Annotated in this window: 20 protein-coding genes, 1 tRNA gene and 1 pseudogene; 10 read left to right on the forward strand and 12 right to left on the reverse strand. The window is 60.7% G+C overall.

Annotation, left to right across the window (positions count from 1 at the left end):
* Positions 1 to 237: 237 nt before the first annotated feature.
* Positions 238 to 311: transfer RNA gene (locus NW855_RS01590), tRNA-Pro, on the reverse strand.
* A gap of 210 nt (positions 312 to 521) precedes the next feature.
* Between NW855_RS01590 and rpsB the strand changes: the two genes are divergently transcribed.
* The 4 genes and pseudogenes from rpsB (at position 522) to queG (ending at position 5023) form a co-directional block, all read left to right on the forward strand.
* On the forward strand, positions 522 to 1325 hold the full coding sequence (gene rpsB / locus NW855_RS01595; RefSeq protein WP_011430474.1) for a 30S ribosomal protein S2: 804 nt from the start codon (positions 522 to 524) through the stop codon (positions 1323 to 1325).
* A 175-nt stretch (positions 1326 to 1500) separates the two neighbouring features.
* A pseudogene (tsf, locus tag NW855_RS01600) lies at positions 1501 to 2145 on the forward strand (translation elongation factor Ts); the annotation flags it as partial.
* A 410-nt stretch (positions 2146 to 2555) separates the two neighbouring features.
* On the forward strand, positions 2556 to 3971 hold the full coding sequence (locus NW855_RS01605; protein ID WP_099813171.1) for an amidohydrolase: 1416 nt from the start codon (positions 2556 to 2558) through the stop codon (positions 3969 to 3971).
* Between the two features lie 8 nt (positions 3972 to 3979).
* A complete protein-coding gene (gene queG / locus NW855_RS01610; protein ID WP_276307354.1) occupies positions 3980 to 5023 on the forward strand; it encodes a tRNA epoxyqueuosine(34) reductase QueG in 1044 nt (347 codons plus the stop codon).
* A 10-nt stretch (positions 5024 to 5033) separates the two neighbouring features.
* On the opposite strand, the gene NW855_RS01615 is transcribed toward queG, so the two are convergent.
* Positions 5034 to 5318 (reverse strand): zinc ribbon domain-containing protein, encoded by a 285-nt coding sequence (locus tag NW855_RS01615; protein WP_414508285.1) that lies wholly within the window; start codon positions 5316 to 5318, stop codon positions 5034 to 5036.
* 403 nt (positions 5319 to 5721) lie between these two features.
* Here NW855_RS01615 and NW855_RS01620 point away from each other — a divergent pair, with 403 nt between their 5' ends.
* Entirely contained in the window at positions 5722 to 5865 is a 144-nt protein-coding gene (locus NW855_RS01620; protein WP_168175288.1) for a hypothetical protein, read from the forward strand.
* Positions 5866 to 6087: 222 nt separating this feature from the next.
* The gene (locus NW855_RS01625; protein WP_168174235.1) at positions 6088 to 6594 is read left to right on the forward strand and encodes an AAA family ATPase; all 507 of its coding nucleotides are present in this window, start codon (positions 6088 to 6090) and stop codon (positions 6592 to 6594) included.
* Here the strand turns inward: NW855_RS01625 and dnaN are convergent.
* The 6 genes from dnaN to rnz all read right to left on the reverse strand — a co-directional run bounded on the left by dnaN (position 6591) and on the right by rnz (position 12240).
* Positions 6591 to 7955 carry a DNA polymerase III subunit beta gene (gene dnaN / locus NW855_RS01630; RefSeq protein WP_099835900.1) on the reverse strand — a complete coding sequence of 455 codons (1365 nt, stop codon included), beginning with the start codon at positions 7953 to 7955 and terminating at the stop codon, positions 6591 to 6593. The two genes, NW855_RS01625 and dnaN, sit on opposite strands and share 4 nt — an antisense overlap.
* A 793-nt stretch (positions 7956 to 8748) precedes the next feature.
* Positions 8749 to 9825, reverse strand: coding sequence for a tRNA dihydrouridine synthase DusB (gene dusB, locus NW855_RS01635; RefSeq protein ID WP_414508280.1), 1077 nt, complete (start codon positions 9823 to 9825; stop codon positions 8749 to 8751).
* 27 nt (positions 9826 to 9852) lie between these two features.
* The gene (gene rpsR, locus NW855_RS01640) at positions 9853 to 10068 is read right to left on the reverse strand and encodes a 30S ribosomal protein S18 (RefSeq protein ID WP_011430485.1); all 216 of its coding nucleotides are present in this window, start codon (positions 10066 to 10068) and stop codon (positions 9853 to 9855) included.
* A 29-nt stretch (positions 10069 to 10097) separates the two neighbouring features.
* On the reverse strand, positions 10098 to 10292 hold the full coding sequence (rpmG, locus tag NW855_RS01645) for a 50S ribosomal protein L33 (protein WP_011430486.1): 195 nt from the start codon (positions 10290 to 10292) through the stop codon (positions 10098 to 10100).
* 89 nt (positions 10293 to 10381) lie between these two features.
* Positions 10382 to 11236: an RDD family protein gene (locus NW855_RS01650; RefSeq protein ID WP_228375219.1), complete on the reverse strand. Its 855-nt coding sequence runs from the start codon at positions 11234 to 11236 to the stop codon at positions 10382 to 10384.
* Positions 11237 to 11283: 47 nt separating this feature from the next.
* Positions 11284 to 12240 (reverse strand): ribonuclease Z, encoded by a 957-nt coding sequence (gene rnz, locus NW855_RS01655; protein WP_414508286.1) that lies wholly within the window; start codon positions 12238 to 12240, stop codon positions 11284 to 11286.
* A 140-nt stretch (positions 12241 to 12380) separates the two neighbouring features.
* Here rnz and NW855_RS01660 point away from each other — a divergent pair, with 140 nt between their 5' ends.
* On the forward strand, positions 12381 to 12737 hold the full coding sequence (locus NW855_RS01660) for a HesB/IscA family protein (RefSeq protein WP_011430489.1): 357 nt from the start codon (positions 12381 to 12383) through the stop codon (positions 12735 to 12737).
* Here the strand turns inward: NW855_RS01660 and NW855_RS01665 are convergent, their stop codons facing one another.
* The 3 genes from NW855_RS01665 to NW855_RS01675 all read right to left on the reverse strand — a co-directional run bounded on the left by NW855_RS01665 (position 12738) and on the right by NW855_RS01675 (position 21162).
* Positions 12738 to 13967, reverse strand: a complete 1230-nt coding sequence (locus NW855_RS01665) for a response regulator (protein WP_099835898.1) — start codon at positions 13965 to 13967, stop codon at positions 12738 to 12740. It abuts the gene before it with no gap.
* Positions 13954 to 18219: a PAS domain S-box protein gene (locus NW855_RS01670; protein ID WP_414508281.1), complete on the reverse strand. Its 4266-nt coding sequence runs from the start codon at positions 18217 to 18219 to the stop codon at positions 13954 to 13956. Before NW855_RS01670 ends, NW855_RS01665 begins: the two co-directional genes overlap by 14 nt.
* 177 nt (positions 18220 to 18396) lie before the next feature.
* Complete coding sequence (locus tag NW855_RS01675) at positions 18397 to 21162, reverse strand: cation-translocating P-type ATPase (protein ID WP_414388520.1); 2766 nt, start codon at positions 21160 to 21162, stop codon at positions 18397 to 18399.
* A 124-nt stretch (positions 21163 to 21286) separates the two neighbouring features.
* Here NW855_RS01675 and NW855_RS01680 point away from each other — a divergent pair, with 124 nt between their 5' ends.
* On the forward strand, positions 21287 to 23065 hold the full coding sequence (locus tag NW855_RS01680) for a diflavin flavoprotein (protein WP_011430493.1): 1779 nt from the start codon (positions 21287 to 21289) through the stop codon (positions 23063 to 23065).
* Between the two features lie 25 nt (positions 23066 to 23090).
* On the opposite strand, the gene NW855_RS01685 is transcribed toward NW855_RS01680, so the two are convergent.
* Complete coding sequence (locus NW855_RS01685; RefSeq protein ID WP_414508282.1) at positions 23091 to 23342, reverse strand: hypothetical protein; 252 nt, start codon at positions 23340 to 23342, stop codon at positions 23091 to 23093.
* Between the two features lie 79 nt (positions 23343 to 23421).
* On the opposite strand from NW855_RS01685, the gene NW855_RS01690 reads away from it, so the two are divergent.
* Together NW855_RS01690 and NW855_RS01695 are read left to right on the forward strand one after the other, a co-directional pair.
* Positions 23422 to 24063 carry a DUF726 domain-containing protein gene (locus tag NW855_RS01690; RefSeq protein ID WP_414508287.1) on the forward strand — a complete coding sequence of 214 codons (642 nt, stop codon included), beginning with the start codon at positions 23422 to 23424 and terminating at the stop codon, positions 24061 to 24063.
* A gap of 283 nt (positions 24064 to 24346) precedes the next feature.
* Positions 24347 to 25711, forward strand: coding sequence for a histidine phosphatase family protein (locus NW855_RS01695; RefSeq protein ID WP_011430495.1), 1365 nt, complete (start codon positions 24347 to 24349; stop codon positions 25709 to 25711).
* The last annotated feature ends 9 nt before the right edge of the window (positions 25712 to 25720 follow it).

Raw genomic sequence — 25720 nt, forward strand, 5'->3', positions numbered from 1 at the left:
CCCCCATCCCGCCAAGCTGCGCTGTGGCGGGAGTACCCCGGAGGTTCTGATGGAAGCCACCTAGGAGGCCCCGCACCACTAGCGCCAATGCAGCTTTCTTTCCAAGAGCAGTTTCCCTGCTCGCGCCAGCGGGACGGAGCCCTCAGAGCCCCTAGCTTCAGCCGCGGGGTAGTTTACCGCAATCCCCAAAAGAATGGCTTGACCCTGCCACTAGAAAGGGGCTCTCTCTAATTCCAGTCGGAGCGAAAGGATTTGAACCTTCGACCCCCACTACCCCAAAGTGGTGCGCTACCAAGCTGCGCTACGCCCCGACGCACCTAAGCCAGAGAAAATCTCTGGAGGTGCTTTACCAGTTTAGCTTCTAGAACCGGATCCCGGCAAGTGCAAGGCCTTGGTTACCGGATCCTGTAGAACACATGCTAGCATAGCTGAGCTGTCAAAATACCACACGCCCGAACTACCGGGTGTCCTCAACGGGGATCCGTTCGGGCGGAGGCTAACCCGTAGGAGATAACCAACTCATGAGCGTAGTCAGTTTGCCTCAACTGCTGGAGGCAGGGGTACACTTCGGCCACAAGGCCAGCCGCTGGAACCCCAAGATGCGGCCCTACATTTTCGCCGAGCGCAACGGCATTCACATCATCGACCTGGTGCAGACGGCCCGTTACCTCAACGAAGCCTATGAATACGTGCGGGAGGGGGCCGAAAAGGGGTGGCGTTTCCTGTTTGTCGGCACCAAACGGCAAGCCGCCGGGATCATCGCCCATGAGGCCACTCGCTGTGGCAGCTACTACGTCAACCAGCGCTGGCTGGGGGGCATGCTCACCAACTGGGCCACCATCAAAACCCGCATCGACCGCCTCAAGGAAATCGAGGAGATGCAGAGCAGCGGCCTGCTGGATCGCCTGCCTAAGCAAGAAGCGGCCCGCCTAAAACGGGAATTGGCCAAGTTGGAGAAGTACTTGGGCGGCATCAAAACTATGCGCAAGCTCCCCGACGCGGTAATCATCGTCGATCAGCGGCGGGAGGCCAACGCCGTTCAGGAATGTATCAAGCTCAAGATTCCGATCATCTCGCTGCTGGATACCAACTGCGATCCTGACCTGAGCGATGTCTTCATCCCCTCTAACGACGACGCCATCCGAGCGATTAAGCTGATTGTAGGCAAGCTGGCCGATGCCATCTACGAAGGGCGACATGGGCAGCTCGACACAGTCGAAGAGGATGAGTACGACTACGAGGGGGCCATGGACATGGATCTAGAGGATGACATTCTGGAAGATGTGGAGGATGAAGAGGAGGGGGATCCCGAGCAGGGAGAGTAACCCTTGGGCCGAGGGTGGGGATCCTGGGTGGTTCGAGTTGCTCCCTGTCCATCCTTTCTCCAGAAGCCTGTATCCTTAAAATCCAGATTCATCCTTTGTTCTGCTCCTGCCTATCCTCTGCATCCGGTCACATCCTTTCTGCCTCTTTGTACGATGTGAGATTTGAGGAACCCTCATGAGTATTGATGCCAAATTGGTCAAAGAGCTGCGCGAAAAGACGGGCGCAGGCATGATGGACTGTAAAAAAGCCCTGGAAGAGTCCGGTGGCGATATGGAGAAAGCCATCACCTGGCTGCGGCAGAAAGGGTTGGCAGGGGCAGCCAAAAAGGCCAGTCGCGTGGCGGCTGAGGGGGTTGTCGATAGCTACATCCACTTCGGCAACCGGATCGGTGTGTTGGTGGAGGTGAACTGCGAGACGGATTTTGTGGCCCGCAACGAAGACTTTAAGAAGCTGGTGCAAGATATTGCCAAGCAGATTGCCGCCTGCCAAAGCGTGGAGTACGTCAGCATTGACCAGATCCCTCCCGAAGTGGTGGAGCGGGAAAGGGCCATCGAGATGGGCAAAGAGGATCTGGCCAGCAAGCCTGAAAACGTGCGGGAAAAGATCGTGCAGGGCCGCATCGAGAAGCGCCTGAAAGAGCTGTCCTTGATGGATCAGCCCTTTATTAAAGATTCCTCGATTACCGTAGAGGAATTGGTGAAGCAGCACATTGCCAAGCTAGGGGAAAACATCCGGGTGCGGCGGTTTGCCCGCTTCGTCTTGGGAGAAGGGATCGAGAAACAAGAAGCGGATTTTGCCGCTGAGGTGGCCGCTCAGGCCGGTCTCAAGCCAGCACAGCCAGCGCAAGTGGCAGAAGTTGCAGCCGCTCCTCCCGCAGAACCTGTGGCTGACCAACCTGCTGCCGAACCTCCAGCAGAGTCCGTTGCCCCAGAACCCGTCGTCGCAGAATCTGCTGACGCAGAGCCAGCGCCTGCTGCTGAGGGCAAGCCCTCCAAAAAGGGCTCCACCAAGAAGAAGAAATAAGCCCATTCCACGCTGCGGATGGATCCCTGAATTCACCCCGATTGGTGGAAGCAGCCTACTCGGTGGGCCTCTCCACCCTGAGGGGGGCTGGCTAGGTGGTGACTTCCTCACGGGAAGCGTCCTGGGAGGGTATTTGGGGCTTTCCTCCCTTTTTGCCTTGGCACGGCAAAGTGTGAACTGAAGAACAGCTCTTTTGATTGCTGGCCATGAGCTACCTTTTGCGCAATGTGCTGATTCCCACCGCCACCGGCTACGAGACTACAGATGTCCGCATTGAAGGGGAGCGGATCGCTGCCATCGGCAAAGAGCTGGCGGCAGTGGGCCCAGATGGCGTAGAGCTCGATGCCCACAACAAGCTTTTGTTGCCCGGCTTTGTCAACGCTCACACCCACTCTTCGGAGCTGTGGCAAAGAGGGATCATCCCGCCCTACCCGCTGGAGCTGTGGCTGGCACAACTGCACGAGTACGCGCCCCCGGATCCAGAAAAGATTTATCTCAGCGCCCTGGCGACAGCGGTGGAAACCTTGCTCAGTGGCGGCACGACCGTAGTGGATCACCTAATCCTCATCCCTGGCCAGGAGCTGGCCACCCTCGAGGCGGCGGTGCGGGCCTACCGAGAAGTCGGGATCCGCGCTTTCATCGGCCCCCTGCTCCAGGATCAAGCCCTCTCTCAGGGGTTGCCCAGCGGCTCCTTTTCGGATCGGGAGCTGGAAACCTATCCTCTCTCCACAGCGGAGGTGTTGGCCATTGTGGAAGAGGCAGTGCAGCGCTTTCACCGGCCAGAGGAGGGCATCACGCTGATGGTGGCCCCCACCGGCATCCAACTCTGTTCTGACAAGCTGTTTGAGGGCTGCGCGGAGTTGAGCCAGAAGTATGGCCTCCCCCGCCATGCCCACCTGCTGGAAACCCGCGCCCAGCAGAGATTGGCCCAGGAAAAGTACGGCTGCAGCGCAGTCGAGCACCTGGAGCGCTTGGGCTACCTAGACCGGAGAACCTCGCTGGCCCACTGCGTCTGGCTTACCGATGCCGATATCGAGATCTTGGCCCGCACCGGCTCTACGGTTGTCCACAACCCCTTGAGCAACCTGCGCCTGGGCAGCGGCATCGCCCCCATCCTCAAGTACCGGCAGGCGGGGGTGAACGTGGCCTTCGGCTGCGATGGGTCAGCCAGCAATGACTCCCAGGATCTCCTGGAGGCCATTAAAATCGGCACCATCCTGCACAACATTACGGATCCCGACTACCGCCACTGGATCTCGCCGCGGGAGAGCATCGAGATGGCCTCTCGCGGTGGGGCCATTGGTCTAGGGCTGGGAGAGGAGCTGGGATCCCTGGAGGTGGGCAAGCAGGCGGATCTGGTGCTTTACGACCTCACCCAACTGTCGCTGTTGCCCCGCACGGATCCCATTGGTCTACTGGTGCTGGGCCGGCCCACCCAGGTGGTGCACAGCGTCTGGGTCAGGGGGAAGCGGGTGGTGGCCAACGGCGAGGTAACGACGGTGGATGTGGCCAAGCTGCGGCAGGAGCTGTTCGCTCACAGCACCTGGGATCCCTTCCGTCGCTCGCAGCAGGCAGCACAACTGGAGGCCCGCTACCGCCAGGTGATGGGTCTGCCAGAATAGCCCTAGAATTGTCGGGGCCGACCGTGGGAGCAGCAGCCGATTGGGCCAGAGCCACCGAGCAGGTGAAGCGGCAGGCGCTGGCGCTGGGCTTTGACAAAGTCGGCATTGCCAGCGCGGCGGATCCCCCTGACTTGACGAGCTTGCGGGCCTGGCTGGCCGCGGGCATGGCCGCCGACATGGCCTGGATGGCCGATCCCCGGCGAATGGATCCAGAGCGGGTGCTGCCGGGAGTACAATCTCTGGTCTGTGTGGCCCTCAACTACTACACCCCCACCTGCCACAGCCGGGATCCAGCTAAAGGCAAGATCTCCCGCTACGCGTGGGGGCGGGACTACCACCGCGTGTTGGGACGGCGGCTGAAGCAGCTCCACCTCTGGATGCAGGCCCAGTTTCCGGACTACCGCGGTCGATTCTACGTCGATACCGGCCCAGTGGCGGAAAAGCCCTGGGCCATGCAGGCGGGCTTGGGCTGGATCGGAAAAAACGGCCTCTTGCTTACCCGCGAATACGGCTCCTGGGTATTTCTGGGGGTAATCCTGACCACTCTCCCGTTGATCCCCGACCGGCCCCACACCGCCCACTGTGGCACCTGTAGCCGCTGTCTGGAGGCCTGCCCCACCCAGGCCATCGTCAGCCCAGGGGTGGTGGATTCCCGCCGCTGCATTGCCTACCACACCTTGGAAAGCCACGCCGAGCAGATCCCTGCCGAGATCGCCCAGAACCTACACAACTGGGTGGCCGGCTGCGACATCTGCCAAGAGGTCTGCCCTTGGAACCAGCGCTTTGCCCGGCCCAGCCGGATCCCCGATTTTCAGCCTTACCCTTGGAATGTTGCCCCCGATCTCCAAGAACTGGCGCGGATTGGCGACGAGGAGTTCGACCGCAGGTTTCCCGCCTCTGCCCTGCGCCGCCTCAAGGCCCACCGGCTGCGCCGCAACGCCCAAGCCGCTCTCAGCGGCCATTCGGGCTCCACAGCCCACAGCAACGATTTGGAAGCCCATACTCCCGTTCCTCACCCTGAAGCGCTCCGCGCCGCTGACGCGAACGGGTAGAGGGCGGGCTTCATGGCTTACGCCACGCTTCGCGAACAGGGATCCCTGCTATCGCAGCGGGCGTTTCCTGAGCTTTAAGAACGGGATGCCCCACCGCTCTGGATTTGATTCCCCTCGCCAAGTTGTGATCCCGTGACAGGCTTAGCCCGCAGTAGGGGCAATCGTGCCACCTTTCGTGGCGTTTTTTGGGAACCACCTGACCACACCCAGAACACTCTTGACTCATGCCGTTTGGATTCCCTGCAATCGTCAACAGCCCAGCTCTTTCAGTCGTCCACGCCCTAGCACCCCCTATTGGCTTCCCCTCTTCTCAGACCCTAACCCTGCCTGGATAACGATTACGAAGACTATTACCCCAGCTACCGGCACAACCTACTGCAATCCGGGTGGAAACCCCTGTACCGCCATTTCGATGCCGAGTATTCCTGTGCGGGATCCCTGGGCGTTGGCCGAAAAATTTTTGGAGATGTGTGCAGCGATATTGCCAATGCGGTAGGACGTAGAGAGTACAGCGCGCTTCTCAACTTTCAGAGAATACCTGTTACAAGATCGAAGGGTTTTGGAATAGCGTCACTCCACCTCTGCCCCGCCCCGACCATACAGTATTTCATGATCAGCTCTCCACGCAGACGCCGATTCAGCAGCAGGTGAGCCGGGATCAAGTTCCCATCGATGACGTTTTAAGGCGCCTGCAGGAAATGACCGTTCTCAGAGTTTTAGCGCATCTGGGGCGACTGGTGCAGTTGGCGCAATTCCATATGGAGCGCTACTTCTACCATCCAGTCGAGCGGTTCAGCAGTTGGGAGGAAATCAGCAGCCTGGGCACCACCTATGCCTTCTGACCGGAGCCGCAGATTTGGCTACAAGTTCAGGCCACCTATCACAACTGCCGCCGCTACACCCTGCTGGGCGTGGCTCTCAGGCCCTTGTTCGCAAGGTTACTTACAATCTGGCAGTGATGGTGAGCGGCTACCAAAGCCGGATCGGGCAAATCCACAGCCCCTATCCAATCAGTTCTTTTCCCACCGAAATTCAGGCCTTTGCAGCTTCTACAGCAGGAGCGATTGGCGGTCTTGGTGCACGGGATCCCGGGTACGGGCAAAACGGGATGGACGCAGGCAGTGACCCACGAGCTGCTGGGGCCCCTGCGCTATGCGGTGCTCATCTTGGATCACGAAGCCGTGCAGGAGTTCATCGCGCCCCCCTACCTGGAGGGGGTCTGCCTGATCATCAACGAAGCCGATCACCTCGCCCAAGACCGAGCCAGCGAGGTAGCCCAGCAGAGCACCAAAACCGAACGCATCCTCAGCCTGTTAGATGGCACCCTTCACCAAAGCGTGCTCGCTCCCGATTATCTCGACTGCGAGCAGAGGTTGGTGGTGTTAATGACCTGCAACACGACCGAGCGCCTGGAGCCGGCCGTTTTGCGCCAAGGGCGGGTGGACTTGGTGCAGGAGTTTACCCACCGGTTTGCTCGAGCTGCTATCGGCAGCCACCTGTTCTCCTCTCCGGACAGGTCAGGGGAGCAACTGAGGCCAATCTTCGATTTGGGTCAGGCTGGGGTGGGCTAGGTAGCCCGCAGTTGAACCGGCATGACCAAATAGCAGAGGCGCGTCGCTCCAATCGGCTTCCAGATGGCCGGCTGGGTAGCGCCGTTCAGCTCCAGGCTCACCTGCTGTGTATGAAACACCTTAAGGGCCTCCAGCAGGTAGCGCACATTAAAAGCCAGCTCCAGGTCAGGGCCGGACATCTGTACCGGCAGAGATTCCTCGCCGCTGCCCACATCGGGCGCCTCGGTGCTGATGCGTAGGGTTTGGGTTGCCTCAGAAAGGTTGAACTTGATGATGTCGTTCCGCTGGGCAGCAAACACCCCCACTCGCTCCAAGGACTCGATCAAAGGCCGACGCTCCAGGGTTACATGCCGCTCAAATTGCCGGGGGATCAGGCGGTTGTAGTCGGGGTACTGGCCCTCCAAAAGGCGGCTGGTAATCCGCTGCTGGCACTGAGCGCTGCCGGCGCCAGGGGGCAAAATAAATTGCACCTGCGACCGGTCAAACCGCAGTTCCACCGCGGAGGCGGCCGTCTGGGCGCCGAGGATGCGCTCCACCTCTCGTAGAGTCCGAGCGGGAATGGTGAAATCCAGCTTCGTCCCCCCAGCCGCCAAATCAACTGGGATCCCTTCCGCCTCCACCTGAACTATCGCCAGGCGATGTCCATCGGTGGCCGCAAACTCCAGCCGCGGCGGATCCCCGGTCAAGAGCTTGACATGTACACCCGTAAGCACTTGCTTGGTGTCATCACCGGAAGCGGCAAAGAGGGTTTGGCCAATCCCTTGCAGCAGGCTCTCGATGGGCAGCTCAAGGATCTGGGCGGCTAAGCTCTCCTCCTCAGCATCGGCATCGGCAGTACGGGGCGCTATCTCGGGCAAGGTGGGATACTCTTCCGCAGGCATGCCGCGTAGCTGGTACTGGCCGGCGGCCGATGTAAGGGTCACGGCAGCGCTCTCCGGCACTTGGCTGAGGCCGATCGGGCCGCTAGGCAAACGGCTGACGATGTCGCTGAGCAGCTTGGCCGGCAGAGTGGTGCGACCGGATCCCTTCACCTCGGCCTCGAACTCGCTGCGAATGCCCAAGTTCAAGTCAAAGGCCGTCAGGGCAACCCGCTGTGCCTCTGCACTTGCCTCTACCAGCACGTTGGCCAAAACTGGCAGGGCAGGACGGCTGGCAACGGCTCGGCTAACTGCAGCAAGGTGGTGGCTGAGCTCAGCTTGCTCACAGGTGAAGCAAAGACAACCGGCAGGTAGGTCGACAGCCTTGCCGAAGGACTCTGTCCTGTTGACGGGGAAGGGATCCCCAGACCTGCCGTCGCGCGGGGCAGACGCGGGCGATCCGGTTTCGACTTCCCAATCCGCAGGACGTTGAGCTTGCACCATCAGGGGACTTGCGAGCTGAATACGCCTATCCTACACCGCCTGCTTCCCACGGATCCCTCCCTGCCCAGACGAGTTTTGCAAAAAATTTTCCTCGCGCGCGCAGGATAAAGTTAAAAATCACGATCCCTACCCAATTTAATTTTTTAATCTAGTAGTAGTAGGGGCTGTGGAAACTGTGGAAATTGATCGGAAAAACCTTGCGCCACAAGCTTTTGATCGTATTCCCCACCTGTGGAAAAACTGTGGATAACTTGGCCAACTTTCCACAAGGTATAAATACTCTGTGGATAACTCGGGAGGTTTTTCCACAAGTTTTCCACAGATTTTTGAAGTTTTCCACAAGTTTTCCACAGGCTGAGGGGGATGAAAATGTTGCTATTCCCTGACAAATTTATAAAACTTAACGTACGACCAGTGTGGGATGCTCTAATCTAGTGGTTCGTTGCTCTAGATGTGGTCTGGGGATCCCATGAAGGCTGGGGGCGGCCTTCGGGGGATTTCCACAGGTTTTCCACAGGCTGCTCGGGAAAACCGTGGCAGCCTGCGGGAGGCTGGCCAGGCCCGCCAGACCAAAAGCTCGCATCGAGCTCAGGTGCGGCTGAAGCTGCTGACCGCGAGCTTCTGTCTCAGCCGGAGCAGTTTGCTTATGCTCAACTGCCCATAGCAAGTCAGGGTCGCTTCTCCAGAAGCGTGGATGCCTTGTTTCAAGATGAAAACGACCGTTTGCAAACGGCGGTCAAAGACCGATTGGCTACCGCCCAGCCGTCAGGGTAAAAGGATCCCCCACTCAATTTCAGGTAGTCTCTTCAAATTGCTCTTCGTTTGAGTCTTCAGTTACTTCTTCCGGTTGCAGCGGGGCCTCTTGGCAGCGCTCCATGGCCTGAAGCAGAAGGGCTTCCCCTTCTTGCAAGGTTTCGATGCGACAGAGAAGGGCGCGAAACTGAGAGGCGCCGGCAAAATCCTTGATGTACCAGGTCATGTGCTTGCGGGCCTGACGGATGCCACGTTCTCCCTTATACTCCCAGAGGCCCCGCAAGTGTTCTAAAGCCATTTGAATCCGATCCAGGGGGGTAGGAGCCGGCCTTTCTTGGCCGGTTTTCAGGAAGTGATCGATTTGCCCCACCAGGAAGGGGTAGCCCATCGTGCCGCGGGAGCACATCACCCCGTCGGCTCCGGTCTCCTCCAGACACTTTACCGCTGCATCAGTCGAGAAAATATCGCCGTTGGCGATCACCGGAATGCGTAAGTGCTCTTTGACCCAGCGGATCCAATCCCAGCGAGCCTTGCCGCTAAAGCCCTGGGCGCGTGTGCGGCCATGCAAAGTAAGCAGTTGCGCTCCAGCCTCCTGCAGCCGATGGGCAAAATCCAGAATGTTGATCTCCTGATCTGACCAGCCCAGGCGAGTTTTCACTGTAACAGGTACAGGTACAGCCTTGGCCACCGCTTCCACAATCCGGGCTGCCGTGTCCGGCTCCCGCAGCAGGGCAGAGCCGCCGCCGTTTCTGGTAATCTTGTTTACTGGGCAGCCCATGTTGATATCCACCAAGGTCGCCCCCTCATCCACGGCCATGCGAGCCGCTTCGGCCAAAAAGTGGGGCCGGCAGTCGAACAACTGGATGCCGATGGGCTGTTCTCCTTCACCCACTTCCATAATGCGGGGCAGCTCGCGGGCATAGTGCAACCCGGTGGCGTTCACCATCTCGGTGTAGACCAGGCTTTGCGGGGCAAAGCGGCGTACCAACCCCCGAAACACTTTGTCGGTTACGCCTGACAGGGGTGCCTGAAAGACACGACTAAAAACCTTTACCCCCCCAATCTCAAGGGGCTGGGCCATTCGAGCTTGCAATTGCGGCGAAAGCTGCAGGCTCATCGGGATCCGGAGAAAGCAGACAGCAACTTACCCTTCTTTGTTGACAAAGTAGAGAAGGCCTAGGATGCGCGCTTGTTTGATGGCTTTGGAGACTTGCCGCTGCTGCTTGGCAGTCAGCCCCGTGATGCGGCGGGGCAGGATCTTGCCGCGCTCGGTTACAAATTTCTTGAGCAGCTCAACATCGGTGTATTTGATCGGCTCTCCCGGTTTGATGGGAGACAGGCGGCGACGAGCGTAAACCATAGGTCAGGAGAACGGTAAAGCGTCTTGAACTATTTGATCTCTTTATGGACGGTGTGGCGGTTGCACTTGGGGCAGAATTTCTTCAGCTCCAAGCGGGCCGTGGTGTTACGGCGATTTTTGGTGGTGGTGTAGCGGTTTACCCCCGGAGAACGTTTGTTGACGTTGGTGCGGCACTCCGTACATTCCAGGGTAATGATGATGCGGGCACCCTTTGCTTTGGCCATAGTGGATCCCAAGATGGAGGTGAAAGTCGGCTCGAGATCCCCAAAACCCCAGCCAACGAGGTTGGAGATGGGCTACCTCGCAAGCGCGATCACCAATTATCCAACTTTTCTTTGACGGAATCAACCCAGTTTTTGACTTGCCTGCCGGTTTGTTGGCGGAGGGCGCGGGTGTTCCGATCCACGTCCCTGCTCAGGCGCTGCATCTGTCTGGAAAGATCGCGCACAGTTTCGTTGCGCTGAGCTTTGCGCAACAGGTCGCGAGCAGCGGACTTGACGTCCTCGGCGGCTTCTCCCTCCAGAATTTCCTGCAGCAGCCGCAGGGCTTTTTCATCCAGGTGGTAGCCTCGCTCCGATTCCACCACCAGGGTGCGTCCGGCGCGGTCGTGGATGCTCTGGCGTTTTTCTTTATCGAAAAGGGCGAACAGGCCATCGGCAGCCAAAGGCACCAGCAGGGCTTCCGTGAGGATAAACAGCGAGAGCACCCCTTCGCGGGCCAGGGAGCGCACCAGATGGGGTGAGGCCTCGGTTTCGGGATCCAGGGTTTTGAGGTTCAGCAGCCATTTGCCGAGGCTTTGGCCGGCGGGGCGGGATTGGAAGTAGCCGCGGTTCACCAACCAGGTGGCAAAAAAGGCGATGTAGCCGGTCATATCCACGGCGCCCGCATCGGCTCCCACCAGGGAAGCCAGGCCCTGCGCCAGGTAGGAGACCCCCAGCCCCAGCCCAAAATCCAGGGCAAAGGCTCCGATCCGTTTGCCCCAGGGGGCCAGTTTGGGCAGGGTTTCCTCAGCCTGGGGGACGCTGGCTGCTTGAGAAGCCGGTCGCTCGGCTTGCACAGGAGGCAGAGAGGTGGCGGGGGGCAAGGCGCTGAAGGCCTGCCACTCGCTGGCGTTTTGCTCCAGTTGCTCGGTTTTGGGCCGTTCGGGATAGGGTCTGGGATCCGTCATCGCAGGTTGAGGCTGTCGGTCCTATCATTCTAGCTAGCAAGGCAGGTCTAGACTCCCACCGGCAGGGGAGCGGGGCTGCGGCGCGGGATCTCGTAGGTCATCCGATCCCGGGCCAGGATGGTGTTGGGAAAAATGGCCCGGGCTTCGGCCAGCAGGTCTTCCAAAGTGATAGGGCTCTCTGAGGTGTAGCGGGGGCTGAAGTGGGTGAGGATGAGGGTCTGGGCCTTGGCTTCGGCGGCCACCCGCGCGGCCATGGCGGCGGTGGAGTGCTTGGCGCGCTCGGCTAGCTCCCGATCCGCTTCGGCGTAGGTGGCCTCGTGGATGACCAGATCGGCGGCGCGAGAGAGATCGACGGCGTTGCGGCAGAAGATGGTGTCGGTGCAGTAGGAGAACTTGCGCCCTGGGATCGGAGCCCCTACGTAATCTCGCCCGTGGAACCAGCGGCCTTGCCAGAGGATGGATTGGCCGGCCTTGAGCTGCCCGTAGAGAGGGCCGGGCGGGATCCCGTCTGCCTGGGCTTTGGCCACGTCGAAGGTGCCGGGCCGGTCTTGCTCCACCACGCGGTAGCCGAAGGCGGGCACCCGGTGATCCAGGGGGGCGCAGAAGACCCAGTACTCGGGATCCTGAAGAATGAGCCCTGTTTCGACGGTGTGAACCCGGAAGGAATAGGGAATTCGGCTCTCGCTGTAGCGCAGCACCGTCTTCAGGTACTCTTCCAGGCCGGGGGGGCCATAGATGTCGATGTGTTGGGGGGTGCTGCCCAGGCCGCAGGAGGCCAACAGCCCTGGCAGGCCGTAGATGTGATCCCCGTGCATGTGGGTGATGAAAATGCGGCGCAACTGGCTGGGGCGCAGCTCGTCTAGGCGCAGCAACTGGTGCTGGGTGCCCTCGCCGCAATCGAACAGCCACCATTCTGACCGCTGCGGAAACTGCACCGCCACGCCCGAGACATTGCGCTGGCGGGTGGGCATGCCGGAGCTGGTGCCCAGAAAGGTAACACGAATGGCGTTGGGATCCGTCACAAGGGCAGAACGTTAGGCTTGAGGAAACGGGATCCCTAGCTTATCAACTGTTCCTGCCGCGCGAGGGGAAAAGGCGGCCCAAAACCCCTGTTAGGATAAAAGTAAGTGTCAGCTTTCCCGCCATGATCACCTTGACCGAGAGCGCCATCCAAGAGCTAAAGCGGCTGCGCAGCAAGTATGAGAAAGAGGGATCCCAACCCATCTTGCGCCTGGGGGTAAAGCCCAGCGGCTGCTCCGGCCTCTCCTACACCATGAACTTCGAGCCCCAGGCCAACCCTGACGACCATACCTTTGACTTTGGCGAGATTCGGGTGGCGGTGGATCCCTTGAGCATGACCTTTATTCAAGGGCTGACTGTCGATTTCTCCGAGGATCTGTTGGGGGGCGGCTTCCGCTTCAAGAACCCCAATGCGGTGGCTAGCTGCGGCTGCGGCACTTCCTTTGCCACTGCCGAAACCGCCGCTGCCGTCGGCCACTGATCACGTCCTGCCAGAGGGCTTTAGGCTGGGCAGGCGCAGCAGGAAACATGTCCACCCCGCCTCGCTGGTTACTCGAATGTGACCCTGGAGGCGCTCCACCCATTGCTTCACCAAGGCCAGCCCCAGGCCGCTGCCCGGCTGGGCCCAGGGATCCGCAGTGGGCACCCGATAAAAGCGCTCGAACAGGCGGGGCAACTGGTCGGGCGGGATCTGAGCGGTGTTGCCGATCCTGAACTCAACCCCTTCAGGGATTGGCTGAACCTCTAGACGAATCGTGCCACCTGGCTGGGTGAACTTGCAGGCGTTGTCCAGCAGCTCTTTGAGGATCTGGGTCAGGAGCTGCGGATGGCTGTAAAACCGCCAGGGGGAGGGGGGCAGATCCCCCACCTGCAGCGTGAGGGAGCGGGCCTGGGTGCATTGCTGCACCGACTCGATCAAGCTGTGCCAGAGGTGGGGCAGGTCAATAGCTGCAACGGCAGAGCCCAGGTCTTTCCCTTCCAGGCCCTGCAGATCCAATAGGCGGTTGATGAGCTGGATTTCGGCCTCGCACTCCTGCAGGGCAATGTCATGGTATTGCCGCTGCTTCTCGTTGAGGGGGGTGCGGCGCAGGAGTTCCAGGGCCAGCTTGATCTTGGTCAGGGGGGTGCGCAGCTCGTGGGAGACGGTGGCCAAAAAGTGGTCTTTGAGGCGGTTGAGCTGCTCCAGATCTGCCACCTGGCAGGCCAGTTGGGCGGTGCGCTCCTGTACCTTGGCTTCCAGTTCCTGGTTAAGCTGCTGCAGACGGCGCTGGGCCTGGTTGGCTTGCAGCAAGTGGCGCAGCCGCCGCTTCAAAACCGACCAGTGGATGGGCTTGGGGATGTAGTCGCTGGCGCCGGCTGCAAAGGCCTCGTTGACAAAGGTTTCGTCTTCCAAAGCCGTGACGATTAAAATCGGCAAGTCCGGGTTTTGGGCGTGGAGGCGGCGGCAGCACTCAAACCCATCCAGATCCGGCATCACCGCATCGAGGAGCACCATGTCCGGCTGATAGCGGCTTGCAGCTTCTAGACACGCCAAGCCGCTGTCCGCTTCCACGAGTTGGTAGCCCTCCCGCTCCAGGGCGTAGCGAGTCAAAAGCCGCTGGCTGGGATCATCGTCGGCAATGAGGAGGAGAGGCCGCTTCTCTGCCGCAGCAGAGCTCGTTCCGGTCTGAGGAACGGATCCAGCCGAAAGGTTGCTCTCAAGCCTCTGCATGGGCCCCTGGAGAAGAAAGAAGCGGTCCTGGCGCGCTAGCCGATAATTCGAGGATAACCCGCTGGTACTCGGCTTCCAACCGCTGGAAGGCCTGCTCTATGGTATCCCAGTTTACAGAGTTGGCCGATGGCTTGCGAACGAGCTTTTCCAGCGCCTGGCAGCGTTGAGCTAAGAGCTTGGCCCCCAAGGTGCTGCTGCTGCCCTTGAGGCGGTGGGCCAGTTGGGCCACGGTTTGGACATCCCGGCTCTCCAGGGCCTGGCGCAGGGATCCCAGCAGGGCCTGGCTGTCTTGCCGGTAGGTTTGGATCATCTCCTGCCAGTCTTCCGGGGATCCCAGCATGCTCTGCAGGCTGGCCAGGGCAGCGGCATCCAGGGCCGGCTCTGGCTTTGGATCCCCGACAAAATCGAGAGCAGCTTCCTGGAGGGCCCGCTCCAGCACAGCCGGCTGCAGGGGCTTGGTCAGGTAGCCATCGACGCCGGCGGCTTCGGCAGCAGCGCGGCTTTCCAGGAAGGCATCGGCGGTGAGGGCGAGGATGCGCGGCTGGCGCTCTGGGGGAAGTTCGCTGCGGATGCGGCGGGTGGCGGCCAGGCCGTCCAGCTCCGGCATGTGCAGATCCATCAAGACCAGGTCGTAGGCGCGCAGTTGCAGCGCCTGCAGGGCTTCCAGGCCGTTGGCCACGATGTCCGGCTGATAGCCCAGCCGCTCCAGCATCAGGCGGATGACCTTTTGGTTGACGGGGTTGTCTTCGGCTACCAGGATGCGCAACGGGCAGCGGCTGGCCAGAGGGAGCTGGGGTTTCAAGTGGGAAGCAGCCGCAGGCACTTTTTCCTGGCCCAGCAGAGCCCGCAGTTGAGAAGCCCTGACCGGCTTACCTAAGGCAGGAAGAGAGCCAGCGCTTGCCAAAGCGGCTCTGCGATCCACCAGCAGCACAAGCCGCAGGGGGGGCTGCTCCTGTTGCAGAGCCCTGGCCAGGGCCAGTCCATCGCCGTCGGGCAGGCTGGTATCCACCAGGGCCAGCTCAAAAGTCTGGGCCTTGGCTATGGCTTGGGCTTCCGCCACCGTGCTGCAGGCTGTTACCTGCATCCCCCAGGACTGCAGTAGGCGCGCAAGAAGTTGCCGTTGGCTGGCGTTGTCTTCCACCAGCAAAACCCGCTGGCCGGCCAGAGCTGGGTCGGGGGTGGGGGTTGCCCAGAGGGCCGCATCCGGAAGCTTCAGGGGGATGCGGAAGCCAAAGGTGGATCCCTGACCCGGCTGGCTTTGCACCCAGATCGTTCCGCCCATGAGTTGACAGAGGCGCTGGCTGATGGCCAGCCCCAGGCCGGTGCCGCCGTACTGGCGGCTGATGGAGCTGTCCACCTGGCTGAAGGGCTTGAAGAGGCGATCCTGCTTTTCCGGCGGGATGCCGATGCCGGTGTCCTGCACCTGGAAGCTCACCCACTGCACCTGGGCCTGGGGATCTTGCTCTTGGGCCTCGACGGTCACCACCACCTCCCCTTGGGGGGTGAACTTGATGGCGTTGCTGAGGAGGTTGGCCAGGATCTGGCGCAGGCGGTTGGGATCCCCGACCAGGGTGGCCGGCAGGGCCGGATCCACCCAGGCCACCAGCTCCAGATCTTTGCTCTGGGCCTGGGCGGCCATGAGATCCAAGAGCTCCTCCATGAGCTGGGGCAAGGAGAAGGGCGTTTCCTCCAGCTCCAGCTTCTGGGACTCGATCTTGGAAAAATCCAAGATGTCGTTGATGAGGCTGAGCAGCACCTCGCTGCCGTAGCGGATGGTCTGCACCCAATCCCGCTGCTGGGCATCGAGAGAGGTATCCAGCAACAGGCCGGCCATGCCCATGATGGCGTTGATGGGCGTGCGGATCTCGTGGCTGATGGTGGCCAGGAACTCGCTCTTGGCGCGGTTGGCCGCCTCGGCAGCTTCCATAGCCGCCTTCATCTGCTCTTGGGCCTGCTTGGCCAGGGTGATGTCCCGCCCGGCGGCGTAGACCAGGGATCCGGCCAAAAAGGCTCGCCACTCGATGAAGCGATAGCTGCCGTCCTGAGTGCGGTAGCGGTTGACAAAGTGATCCAGCCGTTTCTCTTCGACAAGCTGCTGCATGGCCGCCTGCGTGGCGGGGACATCTTCCGGGTGAACCCACTCCAAAAAGGGTCGGCTCTGCAGCTCCTGCAGAGAATAGCCCAGCGTAGTCTCCCAAGCGCGGTTGAGACGGCGAAAGTACCCTTGGACATCGGCAATGCAAAGCAAATCCAGAGCCACCGAGAAAAACTGCTCCAGCTCCGCTTCTGCCGACTTGCGGGCAGTGATGTCCACCGCGGTAAACACCCAACACGGGATCCCGCGCAAGACAAGGGGCTGCACAAACACGTCTTCCCAGACAACTCGGCCATCCTGCCGCTGCCATTGCCACTCAAAGCGGGCGGATCCCTGCTGGCGGGCTTGCTCCAAGTAGGACTGCAGCGAGAACTCCCCGCCCCGAAGAGCCTGGCGATAGGGAGACTGCTCGGAAGCGTCGAAGGCCCGCAGCTCCTCCAGGCTGAAAAACCCGTAGGCGGCAATGGCTTGGGAGTTGGCCTCCAGGATCTCGCCGGTCTCGGCATGACGGATGAGGATGGCCACAGCGGCATTCTCAAACAGCGCCCGGAACTTCTGCTCGCTTTCCTGGACGGCCTGCTGGGATCGCACCCTGTCGGTTACATCGCGGACGATCACCACCACCTCTTGGGGGTTGAGGGGCACAATGCGCACCTCTTCGTGGCGGGTCTCCCCTTCAATCTCGATGCTTTGGTCGTAGCGCTGCCGCGTCTGGGTAGCTATAGCCTGCTGAACAAAGAAAAGCCGCCGCTCGGCCAATTCCGCTGGCAGGACCTCTTGGAGGGATCGGCCCACGTAGGTGTCGGGTGAGCCATAGGGAAGAACCTCGCCCCCCGAGATAAAGCTCAAGCAAATGCCCTGGCTGTCCAGGCGAAAGATCAAGTCGGGAATGGCTTCTAGAATGGCTCGCTGCAGCTGTTCAGCGGCTTTCAAGGCCAGCTCTGCCTGCTTGGCTTCTGTAATATCCCGCACGATCACCAGGACTTCCTGGCTGTTCAGAGGCACAATGCGGGCCTCTTCGTAGCGTACCTCCCCTTGAACTTCAATGCTGTACTCGTAGCGCTGTTGGGTTTGGGTGGCCAGGGCTTGCTGAACATAGAAAAGCCGCTGCTCGGCCAGCGCTGGCGGCAGAATCTCCTGGAGGGATCGACCTAAGTGGCGCTCTGCTGGGCAGCAAAGATGGACATCGCCTCCGGGAATAGAGCTCAGGCAGATGCCCTGGCTATTCAGGCGAAGGATGAGGTCGGGGATGGCTTGGAGAATGGCCCGCTGGGTGGCTTCCATTTCTCTAAGGGCCAACTCCGCCTCTTTCCGCTTGGTGATATCCCGCACCAGGATGTAAATTTTGTCTCTCCCGTGAGCGACAACGCAGGCTCTCCGATAGCAGCGGATCCCCGGCTCAATCTCAACTTCGTACTCTAGGTACTGCGGCGTCTGGCTGACCAAGGCCCCCTCCGCCAGAGATGGATACTGCTCTTTCAGCGAGCCAGTAAACACGTCTTGGGCGCGGCGACCCACGTAAAACTCAGGCGGATGTCGGGTGGGAACGTAAGGGGAAGGCTTGCAATGAAGAATGACTCCCTCGGCGCTGAGCTCAAAAATCAAGTCGGGAATGGCCTCGTAGAGGGCGCGGTAGCGAGACTCGCTTTCCTGTAGAGCCCGCTCCATCTTGACCCGCTCGCTGATGTCGCGGCTGGTGATGAGGATCCCGTCTCCCACCGGCACCACTTGGTGATGGATCCAACTGGCCTTCAAGCCCGGCTGCCCCGAAATGGGGAACTCCTCTTCCAGAGGAATGCCGGTTTCCACCACTCGCTTGTATTTCTCAAAAAAGCCCCCCCAGCGGTTGATGGGCAGCAGCTCGCACAGCCGCTGGCCGATGATCTGCCGGCGCTGGAGGGAAATGAGCTCTTCCCCCTTGGCGTTGACATCCACAAAGACAAAGTCGATGATCTCGCCGGTATGGGGATCCCGCAGCGCCTCCAAGAGATAGATGGCATCCAGGCTGGCCTCTAGAGCCGCGCGGAAACGGGCCTCCGGGCTTGAAGTTGCCAGCGATCCCTTGATCCGCCGCCAGCGCCAGCCGAACCTTAGAAGAGCCCAAAGAGCTAAGACAATACCCAGAAGCGTGAGGCTAGCCCAGCCCAGCGGTGTCATCTTATTCCCAGCTCCTTGCGTTTGAGCAAAGCCCTCTCTTCCCTGCCCGCTTTGCGGCAGCTCCTTCCAGAGTATTCCTTAGTCTTTACGCGGTAGCTCAGCTAATTTGCGGAAAAAGTGCCCCTACCCCATCGGAAGAGCTCGTTTTTGGCAGGGCAGGATTCCCCGCTTTTGTTCTCAAGGGGTTGGGCGGGATCCCTGGCGCCAGCGGCGGTAGAGTTTTTCCAGATCCACCCAGACCATCACCACCGTGCTAAAGCCCAGGCAAATGAGCAGTTCTGGAAGGGTCAACTCTTCTGTCCCGAAAAAGTTGCGCAGGAAGGGCACATAGAGCAGGGCCAACTGCAACAGCAAAGTGGCCAACACGGCCCCCAGCAGGTAGGGGTTGGAAAAGGGGTTCATCTCGAGGGTCAGCTTGTCGTTGGAGCGGGCTGCCAGGGCATGGCCCATCTGGGCAATGCACAGGGTGGTGAAGACCATTGTGCGCCAGTGGGGGATATAGGCTTCCACGATGGCCATCATCAGGATCGTGGAGATGGCAAAGACCACACCGATGCGCACCATGTAGGCACCGAGCCCTTGGGCAAAGATGCTCTCTTTGGGGTTGAAGGGGGGGCGCTGCATCACCCCTGGTTCTGCTGGCTCCATCGCCAAGGCCAGGGCGGGCAGGCCGTCGGTTACCAGGTTCATCCACAGGATCTGCAGGGGCGTCAGTGGCACGTCCTCTAGGCCCAAGATAGGGGCAGCAGCCACCGTCAACACCTCGCCGATGTTGCTGCCCAGGATGTATTTCACGAAACGGCGGATGTTGCTGTAGACCACCCGCCCTTCTTCAATGGCCGCCACGATGGTGGCGAAGTTGTCGTCCAGCAGCACCATGTCGCTGGCCTCTTTGCTGACGTCGGTGCCGGTGATGCCCATGGCAATGCCAATATCTGCCTGGCGCAGGGCAGGGGCGTCGTTGACCCCATCCCCGGTCATGGCTACAAACTGGTTTTGTTTTTGCAGAGCTTGGACGATGCGCAGCTTGTGTTCGGGGGCAACACGGGCATAGACGTTGACCCTTTGCACCGTCTGCAGCAGCTCCTCAAAGCTGAGCCGAGAGAGGGTGCGCCCGTCAATGGCTTGGCCCTCCGAGTCGAGAATGCCCAGCTCGCGGGCAATGGCCACAGCGGTCAATTGGTGATCGCCGGTAATCATCAGGGTGCGGATGCCGGCCTGGCGGCAGCGGGCTACTGCTTCCCGCGCTTCGGGCCGCGGCGGATCGTACATGCCCACCAGCCCCAGCCACACCAGGTTGCGCTCGATCTCCTCCAGGTTCTCCGGGATCCGCTGCAACTGCTGGGTGGCCACCCCCAAAACCCGGATGCCCTGGGCCGCCAGGCGGTTGTTGGCAGCCAGAATGGCTTGGCGCTCGGCTTCTGACAGCTCCTGCCAGGTTCCGCCTTTTTGGATCTGGGCGCACTGCTCCAGCACCAGCTCCGGGGATCCCTTGACGTAGACGCGGTAGCTGCCCTCCTCCTGCACCACCACGCTCATGCGCTTGCGTTCCGAGCTAAAGGGGATCTCCTGCGCGCGCGGGTGCTGCTCTTGAAGGGAAGCTTTCTGCAGGTTGGCCTTGGCAGCAGCCACCAGCAGGGCGGCCTCGGTGGGATCCCCTAGGATCGACCAGGTGGGGGCAGCGCCCCGTTGGGCTGGAAGACTGGCCTGCAACAGGGCATCGTTGCAGAAGACCACCGCCCTGAGAAGGGCCTGCAAATCCGGGGCGCTCTGGGGATCAATGGGCTGGCCGCGGCAGTAGAAGGATCCCTTGGGGATGTAGCCGCTGCCGCTGACCTGGTAGTGGCGCTCCGGCGTGAGGATGTCGGTAACCACCATCTTGTTCTCGGTGAGGGTGCCGGTTTTGTCGGAGCAGATGGTGGTGACGGATCCCAGGGTCTCTACAGCCGGCAGGCGGCGGATGAGGGCGTTGCGGCGCACCATGCGTTGGGTGCCGATGGCCAGGGTGACGGTGATCACGGCCGGCAGCCCCTCCGGCACCACGGCTACGGCCATACTGAGAGAGATTTCCAGCAGCGAGGTGAAAGGCGCCATGCTGCCGGCCTGCAGCAGCCCCACGATCACCACCAGCGCCACCAAGGCCAGGGATCCCGACACCAGCACGTTGCCCAGCTGGCTCATGCGCCGCTGCAGGGGGGTGGGCTCGTTTTCCACCGTTTGCAGCAGGGCGGCCACCTTGCCCAGCTCCGTGTTCATACCGGTGGCGGTAACCAAGAGGATCCCGCGCCCCTGCAACACCTCGGTGCCCATGAAGGCCATGTTGCGCCGTTCCCCCAGCTCCGTGTCTTCGGGGAGGACACAGTCAGCCTGCTTGCTAACCGGTACCGCCTCACCTGTCAGGGCCGCCTCCCGCACCTGCAGGTTGACCGCTTCCGCCAAGCGCCCATCGGCCGGGATCTGCACCCCGGCTTCCAGGAGCACGCGATCCCCTGGCACCAATTGGTTGGCGGGGATCTCCTGCCACAGGCCGTCCCGCTGCACCCGCACGCTGGGGGAGGCCAGCTTTTTTAGGGCCGCCAGCGCTTTTTCCGCCCGGCTTTCTTGTAAGTAGCCCAGCAGACCGTTGAGGCCGACGATCAACAGAATGGCCAGAGCATCTTTGGGGAACTCGCCTTCCTGCAAGTCCAGAGTCGCTGAGATCGCCGCCACGGCGATCAGCATCAGCAGCATGACGTTGCGGAATTGGTCGAGGAAAAGCTGCCAGGCGCTGCGTCCAGGAGAGGAGATTAGCTCGTTGGGGCCGTATTCCCGCTGCCTCTGGATCACCTGCTGGGTAGTCAGGCCAGCATCGGGATCGGTCTGCAACTTCTGGATAACAGCAGGAAGAGGGAGGCTATGCCAGGCCGTAGCAGAAGCACCGGCGGATCCAGAAGCTTGGGCCATCGCAAACACTCCCAGGGAATGGACAAATTCTACGTTAGCTCTCGAAGCTTTCCATAGAGGAAAAGGGGTCCCCATTTCCCTAGTTTCGTGGCAAGGTGGGGACAGAGGCCCCCTGGAGACTGCTATGGCGAGCAAAACTCCCACTCGCGATGTTCAAGTGGCCGTCATTGGCCCGTCCACTCTGGTTTTGCGCTCCCGCACCTGGGATCGCCTCAAGTTTGAGCTGGAATATGCCCGGCAGCGGGGCACCACGGCCAACAGCTACCTCATCCAGGCCCGCCAAACCCTGCTCATCGATCCGCCGGGGGAGTCGTTTACGGACATCTTTCTGGAGGAGCTGGCCCAGCACCAATACCTGCAGCGGCTGGACTTTATCCTGCTCAGCCACGTCAACTTCAACCGCATCGCCACCCTCAAGGCGCTTCTGCCGCTGGCCCCCTACGCAGTGGTGCTCTGCTCTAAGCCAGGATCCCTTACCCTGCGGGCAGCTTTTGAAGGCAGGGAGTCCCCCCCTCCTGGCCGCGACGAAGAGGAGGCCGCCGATTTTGGCATTCCCTACGGCAGCAATCAGTCCTTTCGCCTGCGGGTCATCCGAGATGGGGATCGCCTGGATCTGGGAGAGGGCCATGAGCTGCACTTGCGCACGGTGCCCACGCCCCGCCACCCCGATGCCCTCTGCACCTACGATCCGGCCACCGGGATCCTCTTTACCGACAAGCTCTTTGGCGCCCATGTCTGCGACGAGCAGGTATTCGATGAACATTGGCGGCAACTGAGCGAGGATCGCCGCTACTACTTCGACTGTCTCCACCGCAACCAAGCGCCCCAGGTCAAGGCAGCCCTGGCCAAGCTGGAGGAATTCCCCGCCCAGATCTACGCTCCTGCCCACGGGCCCCTCGTGCGCCACAGCCTGCGGCGGCTGCGCTTGGACTACCAGCTCTGGTGCGAAGAGGATCCCTTGGAGCAGCGGGTGGCCCTCCTGTACACCTCCGCCTACGGCAACACCGGCTTGATGGCGGTAGCCATTGCCCAAGGCTTGGAGCGGGCGGGAGTTACGGTGGAGCGGATTAACTGCGAGTGGGCCACCCCTGAAGAGATCGCCCAGGCCTTGGAGCGCTGCCAGGGGTTCATCATCGGCTCGCCAACCCTGGCCGGCCATCCCCCGGTCCAGATCCAAACAGCCCTGGGCCTGATTCTCTCTTCCGTTCCCACCAGCAAGCTGGCCGGGGTCTTCGGCTCCTATGGCTGGAGCGGCGAGGCCGTGGATCTCATCGAGAGCAAGTTGCTCAATGCCGGCTTTACCTTGGGGTTTGAGACGATCCGCGCCAAGTTTAAGCCCACCGCCGAGATCTTGGAAGCTTGCCAAGAGGCGGGATCCCAATTTGCCCAAGCCCTGCGCAAGGCCAAGCGAGCTCGTGCCCCCCGCCAAGGCGGTGTTGAAACTCAGGCGGATCGGCTGGCGCAGGCCCTCAGCCGAGTGGTGGGATCCCTCTGTGTGGTGACCGCCTTGCAGGATGGGATCCCGCGCGGCTTTCTCACCTGGTCAGTGGCCCAGGCCAGCTTCAATCCCCCCGGCCTCACCCTCTCCGTGAGCAGGGAAAGCGAGGCAGAACTGCTCACCCATCCGCAAGCGGCCTTTGTGCTCAACATCCTGCGGGAGGGCAAAAGCAGCAGCCTGCAGCGACACTTTCAACGGCCTCAACGCCCTGGCGAAGACCGCTTTGCCGGCCTGGCCACGGCCACTGCCGAAAATGGCTGCCCGATCCTTTTGGATGCCCTGGCTTACCTGGAGTGCCGTGTCAAAAGTTGGATGGAGTGTGGCGATCGCTACCTCATCCATGCCGAGGTAGAGCGCGGCAAAGTGCTGGATCCCACGGGGGTTACCGCCATGCGGCGCGGGTAATACTGGTCTCAGCTCTCAGGGGGTGTCATTGACCATGCAAGACATTTTTGAGGCGGTCTTCAAAGCTCCTGCCCAGATTGGCGAAAAAGTTGTAGACGTAGTCTTCGATACAGGCAAGTTTGTCGGCCAGGTTAGCGGGGCCGTTGCGCAAACTGTCATTGGTACGGGTATCGAGACCACCCAAAAAGCCGCAGAAATTCTTGCTGAAACCGGCAAAGCCACTTTCCAAGTTGGCCAGAAGGTTACAGAAACTCTTGTTGAAGAAGTTGTCCACCATGAGCCTTATCTGATCCCTATTGAGCCCTCCCGGGGCTGGGACGAAGCCCTGGTTTTCATCAACGGTTTTCTCAGCGAAGGTGAAACCCAACCTTGGAAAAAAAAGACTGTTGTGGGAAACGCTCCGACGTGCCGGATGGCGGGGATCCCTGTACTACCTCTGGTGGGACGCTTCCAGTCCTGTAAACTTGACTTTATCTGCCCTGAAGCTAGGGGTAGGACTACTTGCCCATTGGGAAGCTCACAAAGCCAAGGCCAAGCAAGTGGGACTGGACTACGCCTACCCCCTGCTCTCTGCTCTGCCAGAAAAGCAAATTACCTTGATGGGGTTTTCTTTGGGAGCGAGGGTAGCCTACTACATCATGCGCGGTTGGCCACAGACTGCCGATCGACGTCTTAAAGATGTTATCTTGCTCAGCGGTGCCGTTAGAAGACAAGCCGATAAGAACTGGAGTTTACACGTAGAAAATATCACTGGAAAGTTAGTCAATATCTACAATGAAGACGATTTGGTTCTGGCCTACGTCTTCAAAGTACCTTCCCTCAACCGCAGCCCCTGTGGGATCAAGCCGATCAAAGAGTTCCACCCCAGAATTGAGAACCTCAATGCCACTCACTTAATCGGCTCTGGGGAGCACAGCTATGAAGCCTATCTCCCTTATCTGGAGTTTCTTCTGGATCAGAAGCTGGACTGGAAAAGCCGCAGTGGCCGCCTGAACTAGCCTATGCCAAGCCAGAGGGTTCCTGCCCCAGCCGCAAGGGGGGATATAGGGGGGCTAGCTGGCTTGCTCTTTGTTCGCGTCTTCCCGCTCCTGAAGAGCTGGCAGAGTTTTCTCAGTGGCTTGGGCGGCTCATCCCAATTGAAAACTTGACTGCCCGATCTGTTGAGGCCAGAATCCGGGACCCAACCCCTAGAAAGAACCCCACTGGCAGGGCAAGCCCAGCCCAACAGCGATACTCTAGGCGATACTCTAGAAGGTGTTCTTGAGTAAGTCCGTGCAAACAATGGCTCAGCCTGCCCTGCGCATCCTGCTCGTGCGCCACGGTGAGAGCACCTTCAACGTCGAAAATCGCATCCAAGGCCGCTCCGATCTCTCTCGCCTCACCCCCGGTGGAGAAGCGCAGGCACAGCGGGTAGCTGAGGTTCTGGCCGGGATCCCCTTGGATTATGCCTACTGCAGCCCTCTCTCCCGTGCCCTCGACACCGCCCGTATCATTCTCAAGGAGCGAGCGGGGATCCCTTTGTTTATCAGCGAGTACCTGCGGGAGATCGACCTGACAGCTTGGGAGGGCTTGACCTTTGCCGAGGTGAAGGAGAAATACCCAGAAGATTACCACCTATGGCGGCACCGTCCCGACGAGCTGGAGCTGGAGGGGCGCTTTCCGGTGCGGGATCTCTGGCAGCAGGCGCAGGAGTTTTGGCAACTGCTGGCCGAGCAAGTGAAGTCAGTGCCCCCCGCCTCCTCTGATCGGAGAACCGATCCAAGGCATCCCCTCACCGTTCTCGTTGTCGGACACAGCGGCATTAACCGCGCCCTGGTCAGCACCGCCATTGGCTTGGGGCCGGTTCACTACCACCGTCTTGGGCAAGATAACTGCGCCATCAGCGTTCTCAACTTTCCCCAGGGCCTGGGGGCGCTGCCGCAACTGGAATCTTTGAATATCACTGCCCATCTGGGCCAGCCTCTGCCCAAACGCAAGCAGGGGATGCGTATCCTGCTGGTGCGGCACGGCGAGACGCAATGGAACCGGGAGCAGCGCTTTCAGGGGCAGCGCGATATTCCTCTCAACGCCACTGGCGAGGAGCAGGCAGCTAGGGTGGCGGAGTTTCTGGCCGACCAGCCGCTGAACCTGGCTTTTTCCAGCCCGCTGAAGCGCCCCTGGGCTACGGCGGACGCCATCTGCAGCAACCACCCCAACCTGATCCTACGCCCGATGCCGGAGCTGCAGGAGATCTGCCACGGCGACTGGGAGGGCAAGCTCCAGAGCGAGGTGGAAGCCGAATACCCCGGCGAGCTGGAGCGCTGGCAGCGGGATCCGGCCGCGGTGCAAATGCCCAACGGGGAAAATCTGTACCAAGTGTGGGATCGCACGCGCTCGGCCTGGGAAGAGATTTTGGCCATCACCGCCGCCCAATTTCCCGAAGGCACGGCCGTGGTGGTGGCCCACGACGCCATCAACAAGGCGATCATCTGCCAGTTGTTCGGCCTTTCCCCCCACGCCTTTTGGATCTTCAAGCAGGGCAATGGCGGCATTACCGTTATCGACTACCCGGAAGGAAAGGACGGCACCCCTGTTCTCAAGGTGTTGAACCTCACCACTCACCTGTCCGGCCAGATTTTCGACTGCACCACAGCGGGTGCGCTTTAGGGAGGTGGA

This window comes from Synechococcus sp. RC10B2, assembly GCF_047502635.1.